This is a genomic window from Sphingomonas sp. DC5200-1 (assembly GCF_049897245.1).
GTDB classification, from domain to species: domain Bacteria; phylum Pseudomonadota; class Alphaproteobacteria; order Sphingomonadales; family Sphingomonadaceae; genus Sphingomonas; species Sphingomonas aquatilis.
Genome location: NZ_JAFCVW010000024.1, coordinates 1 through 8,342, shown reverse-complemented (window position 1 = coordinate 8,342; position 8,342 = coordinate 1). Strand labels below are relative to the sequence as shown.

13 protein-coding genes and 1 pseudogene are annotated in these 8,342 nt (G+C 67.4%); all 14 read left to right on the top strand.

Translation table 11 applies throughout. The features are described from left to right. Positions 1-118: 118 nt before the first annotated feature. A pseudogene (locus ACP7A3_RS20665) lies at positions 119-478 on the top strand (hypothetical protein); the annotation flags it as partial. A 43-nt stretch (positions 479-521) separates the two neighbouring features. Continuing rightward, positions 522-881, top strand: coding sequence for a DUF3768 domain-containing protein (locus tag ACP7A3_RS20660; protein ID WP_062126565.1), 360 nt, complete (start codon positions 522-524; stop codon positions 879-881). Between the two features lie 50 nt (positions 882-931). Beyond that, a complete protein-coding gene (locus ACP7A3_RS20655) occupies positions 932-1,936 on the top strand; it encodes a DUF7221 family queuine tRNA-ribosyltransferase-like protein (protein ID WP_066278431.1) in 1,005 nt (334 codons plus the stop codon). 11 nt (positions 1,937-1,947) lie between these two features. Beyond that, positions 1,948-2,754 carry a hypothetical protein gene (locus tag ACP7A3_RS20650; RefSeq protein ID WP_062126506.1) on the top strand — a complete coding sequence of 269 codons (807 nt, stop codon included), beginning with the start codon at positions 1,948-1,950 and terminating at the stop codon, positions 2,752-2,754. Positions 2,755-2,831: 77 nt separating this feature from the next. Then, positions 2,832-3,125, top strand: coding sequence for a hypothetical protein (locus ACP7A3_RS20645; RefSeq protein ID WP_010409087.1), 294 nt, complete (start codon positions 2,832-2,834; stop codon positions 3,123-3,125). Positions 3,126-3,141: 16 nt separating this feature from the next. Continuing rightward, positions 3,142-3,456, top strand: coding sequence for a hypothetical protein (locus tag ACP7A3_RS20640; protein WP_010409090.1), 315 nt, complete (start codon positions 3,142-3,144; stop codon positions 3,454-3,456). A gap of 64 nt (positions 3,457-3,520) precedes the next feature. Then, a complete protein-coding gene (locus ACP7A3_RS20635) occupies positions 3,521-4,030 on the top strand; it encodes a hypothetical protein (RefSeq protein WP_010409093.1) in 510 nt (169 codons plus the stop codon). 44 nt (positions 4,031-4,074) lie between these two features. After that, positions 4,075-4,791, top strand: a complete 717-nt coding sequence (locus ACP7A3_RS20630) for a hypothetical protein (RefSeq protein ID WP_062126508.1) — start codon at positions 4,075-4,077, stop codon at positions 4,789-4,791. Between the two features lie 6 nt (positions 4,792-4,797). Then, positions 4,798-5,919: a phosphoadenosine phosphosulfate reductase family protein gene (locus ACP7A3_RS20625; protein ID WP_010409098.1), complete on the top strand. Its 1,122-nt coding sequence runs from the start codon at positions 4,798-4,800 to the stop codon at positions 5,917-5,919. Positions 5,920-5,941: 22 nt separating this feature from the next. Then, complete coding sequence (locus ACP7A3_RS20620; protein WP_035386550.1) at positions 5,942-6,490, top strand: hypothetical protein; 549 nt, start codon at positions 5,942-5,944, stop codon at positions 6,488-6,490. Further along, a complete protein-coding gene (locus ACP7A3_RS20615; RefSeq protein ID WP_010409103.1) occupies positions 6,487-6,681 on the top strand; it encodes a hypothetical protein in 195 nt (64 codons plus the stop codon). The genes ACP7A3_RS20620 and ACP7A3_RS20615 overlap by 4 nt, the downstream gene beginning before the upstream one ends. A 72-nt stretch (positions 6,682-6,753) precedes the next feature. After that, on the top strand, positions 6,754-7,038 hold the full coding sequence (locus ACP7A3_RS20610; protein WP_066675310.1) for a hypothetical protein: 285 nt from the start codon (positions 6,754-6,756) through the stop codon (positions 7,036-7,038). Between the two features lie 22 nt (positions 7,039-7,060). Continuing rightward, the gene (locus ACP7A3_RS20605) at positions 7,061-7,579 is read left to right on the top strand and encodes a hypothetical protein (protein ID WP_010409110.1); all 519 of its coding nucleotides are present in this window, start codon (positions 7,061-7,063) and stop codon (positions 7,577-7,579) included. A 113-nt stretch (positions 7,580-7,692) separates the two neighbouring features. Continuing rightward, positions 7,693-8,220 carry a hypothetical protein gene (locus ACP7A3_RS20600; protein WP_033967159.1) on the top strand — a complete coding sequence of 176 codons (528 nt, stop codon included), beginning with the start codon at positions 7,693-7,695 and terminating at the stop codon, positions 8,218-8,220. Positions 8,221-8,342: the final 122 nt, after the last annotated feature.

Sequence of the window (8,342 nt, the reverse complement as noted above, 5' to 3'; positions counted from 1 at the left end):
ATGCACTGAACCCTCGACATGACACTGGGCGTTTCCATTTTATTGCCCCGACCCGATCGATAATGGGACAATATCCTTATCCCGTCAAAGGGAATGGATCGTCTCAATGGCGACATAATGGCTGTGCATCGCCAACCATCCGAGCGAAATCCGCGGCCTCCCGCAATGGTGCCTGCGACTCATCGTGCTGGTCGAGGCACGCGCCGCCCCGCGACTGAACACGGTCGAGGGCCTGTGGCGCAGATCGACCCGCGCGCGCCCGGGATCGATGACCGCCTTCATCCGCGACGAGCACCTCCTGCCGGCTGACGAGATCGACCGGATCATCCGCGATGCGCCGCTCGACCTCATCCGGTTCCAGGATGTCGCGGCCGTCATCCCGCTCGGCGAGCGCCCGACGATGGGCGACTGGCTCGACCGCTTCCATGCGGCCTTTCCCGAACGAGGCCGGGGACGAAGCGACGCGCTCGCCGCCTGAAGTCCCCGCCACCATCGCTATCGACCAAACGGAGGATCATCACATGATTTCGACCGCCACCGAAACGCGCCTCGAAGCCGTGGCCAGGCTCAACGACCGTTGCCGCCAGGGGTTCGACCGCACCGCGAAGATCGTCATGACGCGCGCGTGCCTCGGCGCGCTGTCGAACGGCACGCTCGCCTCGGAAGCCGTCGCCCAGGCGCATGTCCTGCAGGCGCTGCGCCGCTACACTTTCCCCGCCGACTGTCCCGAGCGCGATCGCGGCCAGTTCGAGCTGTCAGGCGAGACGATACACTTCCGTATCGATTATTATGACGTGGCGCTGGAATGGGGATCGGAAGACCCCGCCGACGCCAGCATCACGCGCCGTGTTCTCACGCTCATGCTGCGCGAGGATCTGTGATGCGTATTGTCGGAATGGCCGACAGCTATCAGCTAGCTGGCCGCTAGACGATGACGATCGAGATCATCCTCGGCCTGCCGCATCTCGCAAACGGGCCTATCCTTCAGCGCGCGGTCGCGCTGCAAGCACCGGTGCTGATCTCGGCCAATTGTCTGTCGCGCTGGCGCAAGGCCGATGGCTGGCGCGAGTGGTCGGGATGGCGCACCGGAACGCTCGCCAACGCGCGACCGCTCGCCAGCGTCGACCTCGATTCCGCCGGTTACACCATGATGGTCCGCTATGGCGGGCTTCCCTGGAGCATCGCCGATTACATGGCGCTCGCCGCGTCATGGCCGTTCCGACGCATCTCGTCGGTCGATTACTGCTGCGAAGAGGGCGTTGCCCACGACCGCGAGGAAGTGCTCGACCGCATCGCGCGCACCACCGCCACCAACCGAGAATGCTTTGCCCGCGCCGACGACTTGGCCATCCGCGACCGGCTGATGCCCGTGCTGCAGGGCCGCGTGCCCGACGACTACGTCCGTTCACTCGACGCGATCGGCGGTCTGATCCTGCCCGGCACCGTCGTCGGCATCGGCAGCATGTGCCGGCGACCGATCCACGGTCCCGAAGGGCTGATCGCCGTCGTCGAGCGGCTGACCCGCATCCTGCCGATCGGCGTCAAGGCGCACCTCTTCGGGGTGAAAGGCGATGCCCTGCCGTACCTCACGCCGTTCGCACGCTGGATCGCCTCGATAGACAGCCAGGGATGGGGCGTAGGCGTGCGACAGCACGCGCTCAGGCATCGCATCGCCAAGACCGACGCGCTCGGCGCCGACTTCATGGAACGCTGGTATCGCACGCAATGCGCGCGAACGCTCGAAACACCGCGACACCTGCCCGAGGCCGCGGCGTCTGCTCCACCGCCACCAACCGCCGACCCCTGGGAACGCGCGATCGCGCAGGCTCGCGCCGAGATCCGCGCCCTGATCGAGAGCGGCGATCTCGATCACGATGAGATCACCACCGGATGGATCGAGACCTGGGCGGCCGAGATCTACGCCGACGCGGCCTGACGGAGGTAACCATGCTCACCGACCGCTCCCAGCGCTGGCGCGACCGGCGCAGCTTGTTCGTTGCCGGCGACAGCGTGATCGACCCGCGCCGCTACGCCGTCGATGTCGTCGCCCATGATACTGCCCGCGCATTCCTCGCCGACCATCATTACCTCCCGCGCTATCCCGCCGCCCAGCTCGCCTGCGGGCTGTTCGGTCCGGGCGACCCGGGCAGATCCACGTTGGTCGGTCTCATCGTGTTCGGCGTGCCGGCGACCGGCGCGGTCATCACCCGGCACACCGGCTATGCCGATCCCGCTCGGGGCTGCGTACTGCAACGGCTCATCTGCCTGCCCTCGGTCGCCGCGAACGGCGAAAGCTTCTTCACGTCGCGCGCCTTCCGCCTCCTGCGCCTCGCCAAGCCCCGGATCGACGCTGTCGTCAGCTTCTCCGATCCCGCCTTCGGCCATTGCGGCGTCGTCTATGCCGCGCTGTCGGGCGCCTATCGCGGCCGCACGAGGCCGCGGACGGTGCTGCGCATCGCCGGCGAGACGATCTCGGAGAGAACGCTGTCGAAGATCCGCAACCTCGAATCCGGCCATGCCGGGGCGATCGACCAGCTGGTGCGGCTCGGTGCGCCGAGGCCGGAGGCGCACGAACACCCCGCCGACTGGCTCGCGCGGCTCCGTGCCGACAATCTGCTCCGCCCGCACCGGCAAAGCCCGCTATTCACCTATTGCTTCGAGCTGACGCGCGACGCCCGGCGCACCGCGCGCGATCTGCCCCGGCTTGCCTATCCGCGCCGGAGCGACGCGATCCGCGAAATCCTCGCGGCATGATCCCCGCGCCAGCGGCGCGAGGGAAGGGGAGCGGGAGCGGGCGGCATGTCACCGACATGCCGGAAGGAGCACCGCCCGTGGATATCCATCTCGCCATCGCCAGCGTCCAGGCCGACGCTGCCCGCATCGCGCGCTACACCGATCGACGCGACCGTTTCCTCGATGCGCTGGACTGGTCCGCGCTCGACGAACAGACCGCGCGCGAGGCCGCGATGCTCGACGATCTGCTCGCCGGCGATCTCGCCGACGCCGCGCTCTACATCCTCTGGCTGGAAGAACGCCTCGCCAGCGGCGAAACCGATGTTCCAGGCGTTCTTCGCTTCTACCCGCACCCGCGCCCCTGGCACGGCGAGTGGATCTCGCTGCACTGACCCTGAAAGGATCGCCATGAGCCGCCACCAGTTTCCCGGTATCGAACCCGGCACCAGCGTCAGCATCGGGTGGGACCGCCCGCTTGGCACCTTCTTCGTCCAGGTGCTGCGCCCGCACCCGCATCTCACGGGTGAGGACGAAACCGTCGCATGGCATGGCGCGCACCCCGGCGAGCTGACCACAGCGGCCGCCGCGGTCACCATCGCCTCACGCTGGGCCGATCTTCCCGCCGATCTCGCGATCACGCTCGAGACCGACCGGCTGATGACCCTCGGCCAGTCCGATGGCGAGGCGCAGATCGCCATCAAGCGCCGCTTCTTCGGCGACTGAGTACCCGACAAGAAAGGGGAGGGGGATGGGGCGCGTCGATCAATGACGATCGACGGAGAGCCCCATGCCATATTTTATCGATCTCGGTGCCGGTCCCGCCGAGGAGGATTGCGCGCAACTCGGCCAGTCGCCCAACTTCGACAGCCTCAACCGCCTCGAAATCGCGGTCTACAAGTCCGCGCTGATCGCACGCTACGGCCCGCCGCCCCCGGGATGCCGCCTCGCCGGCCTGTCCAACCGACACGATTTCGGTCGCTATGTCGAACTCGTCCTCCATATCGAGAACGAGCTCGACGAGGCCGTCGCCGACTATGCGACACGCGTCGAGGAGGGACTCGCCACCTGGCGCGAGGCGGGCTTCACCGCGCCGGTCGAGTATAACGGCGAGACGCCCACCATCGTCCATGCCGATCCGGCCGATGCCGTCATCAGCGCGCTGCTGATTACCCGGCCCGGGCCGAACGGTCTTTTCCCGATCCCGGATTTCGCGGTCCTGCACGGCAATCTCACGCAGGCTTACCCCGCCGAGGCCGCGGCCGCCAACGCGCGTCTCGCCGAGGCCGCGGACGCCTGAGCGCGACCGCACAGAGCGATTTCCCATCATTTCGGAGCATTCCCATGGCGAACACCTACACCAAGGCCGCGTTCACGCTGACCATGAGCCACGCCGACGCGGCGTTGCTAACCATTGCCGAACAGGCAGTCGATATCCTCGACACCAACGGCGACGATGCCGACCTCGCCCACGAATATGACGCGCTCGATCCCGCGTTTCACGCCGTGTTCCCGGCGAAGGGGCCGATGAAGTTCGAAAGCTTCCTCGAGATATTCGACGATTGGCATTTCCCTTATCTCGACTGCGCGATCGACATCGACTGGAAAGGCGAAGACGGGAACGCGCGCGTATTCTTCAGCGGCGATCAATTCGGCGTCGAACAGGTCGCCCAGCTCATCTTCCGCGCTTGCAAGTCCGCGCTCCCCTGCGGGTTCGCATGGATCTCCGACTGCGACCGGCTGCGCCCCGGCGAGTTCGGAAGCGGCTGCGTCATCATTACCGACGCGGGGCTGACGTTCCACAGCACCCAGGACATCCTCGATCGCGCCGCGCGCAGCGCCGCAGCCGATCCCGACACCCATGGTCACGAGGGTCGCTTCGGTTTCGTGCTCGCCTCGCGCGACCAGGACGGCCACGCCGTCTTCTGGAACAACGACGACGGCTTCGGGGCACTCGCCAGCGCGACCGTGTTCTCGAAAGCCGAGGCCCGCGCACACGATCCGGTCATCGCCAACGACGAACCCGAGTGGCTGGCGCTGCCAGCGCCGCTCGCGGCCTGAACGGCCATGTTCATCGACATCGGACGCGGCCTGGTCGCCGGCCTTCCGGCCCTCGCCCTGCCGCCCGCCATCCTCGACGCGGTCGAACGCGGCGCATGGATCGTCTTCAACCTCTCGGGCGGCAAGGACAGCTCGGCCGCGATGTTCGCGGTCAACCTGATCCTCGATGCGCTCGGCCATCCGCGCGAGCGGCGTATCGCCATTCACGCCGACCTCGGCCGTGCCGAATGGGACGAAACGCCCGCGACGGTCGAGGATCTCGCGGCCCACGCCGGCGTCCCGCTGACGATCGTCCGGCGCAACGCCGGCGACCTGTTCGACCGCTGGGCCACGCGCTTTGCCAACGGCAAGGCGCGCTACGAGGCACTCGAAACCTATAATCTGATCGGTCCCTGGTCATCCTCGGCGCTGCGCTTCTGCACCTCAGAGATGAAGGCCCATGTCATCGGGCCGCACCTCGCCAGACTGCTGCGCGGCCAGACTATCATCAACGTGCTGGGACTGCGCCGCGACGAGAGCATCGCTCGGTCACGCACACCCGAATGGAAAGCAGACGCGCGCTACGCCGCTGCCGGCAATCCGCACGGCACCGCGATGATGCTGTGGAACCCGATCGCGCACTGGACGACACCACAGGTCTTCGCCGCGCACGATACGCTCGGCATCCCGCTGCACGTCGCCTACACCTGTTACCAGTCGTCACGACTGTCGTGCCGCTTTTGCGTCCTTCAATCGCTCGGCGACGCCCAGGCATCGGCTTCGGCACCGGCGAACCGTCCCGCGCTGCTCCACCTGGTCGGCCTCGAGGCGACCTCAACCTTCTCGTTCCAGCCCGCACGCTGGCTCGCCGACGTCGCACCGCGTCACATACCGGGTAATTTGAGGAACCGGATTTCCCTCGCCAAGGCCGATGCCGCCGAGCGGCGACGGCTCGAAGCCGCGATGCCGCCCGACCTGCGCTACGTCAAAGGCTGGCCGCCGCGCATTCCCACCATCGAGGAGGCCGGCATCATCGCCGCGTCCCGCGCACCGATCCTCTCGCGGCACGGTCTCGCCGATCTCTATCCCAATGCCGGCGCGGTGCGAGACCGCTTTTCCGACCTGATCGCGCTGAAGCGTGCCGCCTGATCCAGAGCAAGGAGCTTTCATCATGCCCGATATCACCGATCTCCCCGTCATGACGCGCGCCGACGCGATCGCCGCGGGCTTCGCCGGCTACAACGACGTGCCGCACAAACCAATCGACGTGCCCGACGGCGCGTTCACGATCACGGCGAAGACCAGCGAGGGTCGCCGCGTCACCTTCTGCTTTCTCGAATCCACTTATGGTGGCCCGCCCCGCTTCATCGACATCCAGTTCCACGACCGCGGCACCACGATCCCCAACGCCGATAACGGGGTATCACCCACCTTCAACGCGTTCGCGATCACGCGTGGCGGCAAGTTCGTCGCCGACAGTCGACCGCTCGACGAAGAGATCAAGCCCTCGATCCTCGTGCTGATGCTCGACAAGGCCGGGGAAGAACCCGCGCGATCCGCGACCAACCCGGCGCCGATGTCGGACATTGACCTCGCTGCGCTGCTGACACGCGCGGCCGAAGTCGTGGCTGCGCCCGACAGCCGGATCGCGTCGCATCGCAACACGCTTGCCGGCCAGCTCATCGCCGAGGCCGCGATCAGGCGGGCGCGCCCGTCATGACCACCCCCTCGCGCAGCGACGGGATGCACGTCGCCCATACCGCAACGGGCTGGGTCGTGTTCGACAACAGCTTGTCACACCCCTCTCGCCTCTCGGGCGCCTATCCGTCGCGCGCCGCGGCGACCGCCCGCAAGCGGGCGCTCGCGCGTGCGCTGCGCCACCAGCGTCCCGACGAAGCACCGGACGTCTGAGGAAGGGGAAGGGGGACCGGCTGTTATGAACCGGGAGGATCATCCGACCCGGTGACAACCGGAGCTGACCCCATGCGCAGCATCCTCGCCTTCTACGAAATCGACCGTGCCTGGGGCGGCCCCGAGGAAGGGGGATGGTGGTACGACACCGGCACCTTCGTCCGCGTGATCGCCCTCCATTACCACGACGAGGCCGCGGTCGCGGCGATGCGCCGCGCCAACCGGCTGCTCGAGCGCCTGCAGCGGCATCGCCCGCCGGTGGATTCGGCTGCCTACACCGGCGGACGCTTCCGCGCCTTCAGCTTCTCCGGCCTCCCGCCCACGCGGTTTCCCGCACGTCGCCCGGAATATTCCTGACCCAGCAGAAAGGGACCAGCCCATGTATCGCGTCCATTATTTCGACACCAGCGAAGCCGCGCATGACGCCTGTCTCGATGACGGTCCCTGCATCGAGGAAGGCGACGTTCTCGCCATCCTGTCGGAGGGCGTCATCGGTCTCGCCTCGACCGATCCGATCGCCGTCACCCTCGACCCCGGCGCACTGCGCATCGTCCGCCCGATGGCGATGGACGTGCTGCTAGCAGAACTCGTCCACGGCGCCTCCCAGATCCGCCGCGCGGTCGCGACCGCCCTCCTGCACCATTTGCCCGTGCAGCCCCATTTCCTCGCCTTCGTCGCGCCGGCGCTGCCCTATCCCTATCCGCAGACCGTCGTCGCGCTCTCGTTCGACGATATCATGCTGACGATCGATGCGATCCACCACCGTATCACGGCGCTCGAACGCCGGTTGGGGACACTCGAATCCGACAGCGCGCACGCCTTCTTCCTGCAACGCTCGATCGATCATCTGTCGGCCGCCCGGAAGCGCCTCATGCGACATCCGCGACCGCCTCGCTGAACGGCACGGCATCGCCTCGCGACGATGCCGGCACCGGCTGCGCCGGAAGGAGAGAGGGACCGGATCGGCATCCTGGACATGGGGTCCGGGCATTTTGCCGAAAGGTCACGATCATGTGCATCGATCCCAACGCCGAGCCCGTCGCCTTCGCGCTCGACACCAAACTCTGCCACCTCCTGCCCACGCTGACCGAGCCGCACCGCGAAGCCATCGCCCAGGATCTCGCGCGCACCGCCATCTTCATGGCGACCGCAATGGCGGCCGACATGGCGCAGGACGCGGTGAACGGCCTCGTGCCGATCCCGAAGATGCCGACGCTCGGCAAGCCGCCCGCACCCGCGCTGGTCCCACAGGCGCAAACGCCGCGCGATACCGTGCTGCTGACCCCCGCGGTCGCGCCCGTCGTCACGATCAAGGCCAAAACGACCGACGTCACCGTCGCCGGCTTCGACCAGCGTCAAGGCTACACGTTCGGGATCGACAACAAGTCCGACCGGCTGATCGACATCCGCCACGCCGGCAAATGCTGGTGCATCGATCCGAGCGACGAGGCGACCGACGTCGTCAGCCGCGCGATCGGCGCGCTCGCCGCGGCGCACGCCGATATCGGCACCGCGCTCACCGACCAGCTCGCCCACTGAGCACCGACATCGTCCGCCTGCCGCACGATCCACCGTCCGCGTGAAGACGCGGTCGGTGAGGGGCGCTCATCGCGCCCTGCCCGGCCGAAGGGCCGGGGAGGGGAGGAGGATTGAAGATCGGT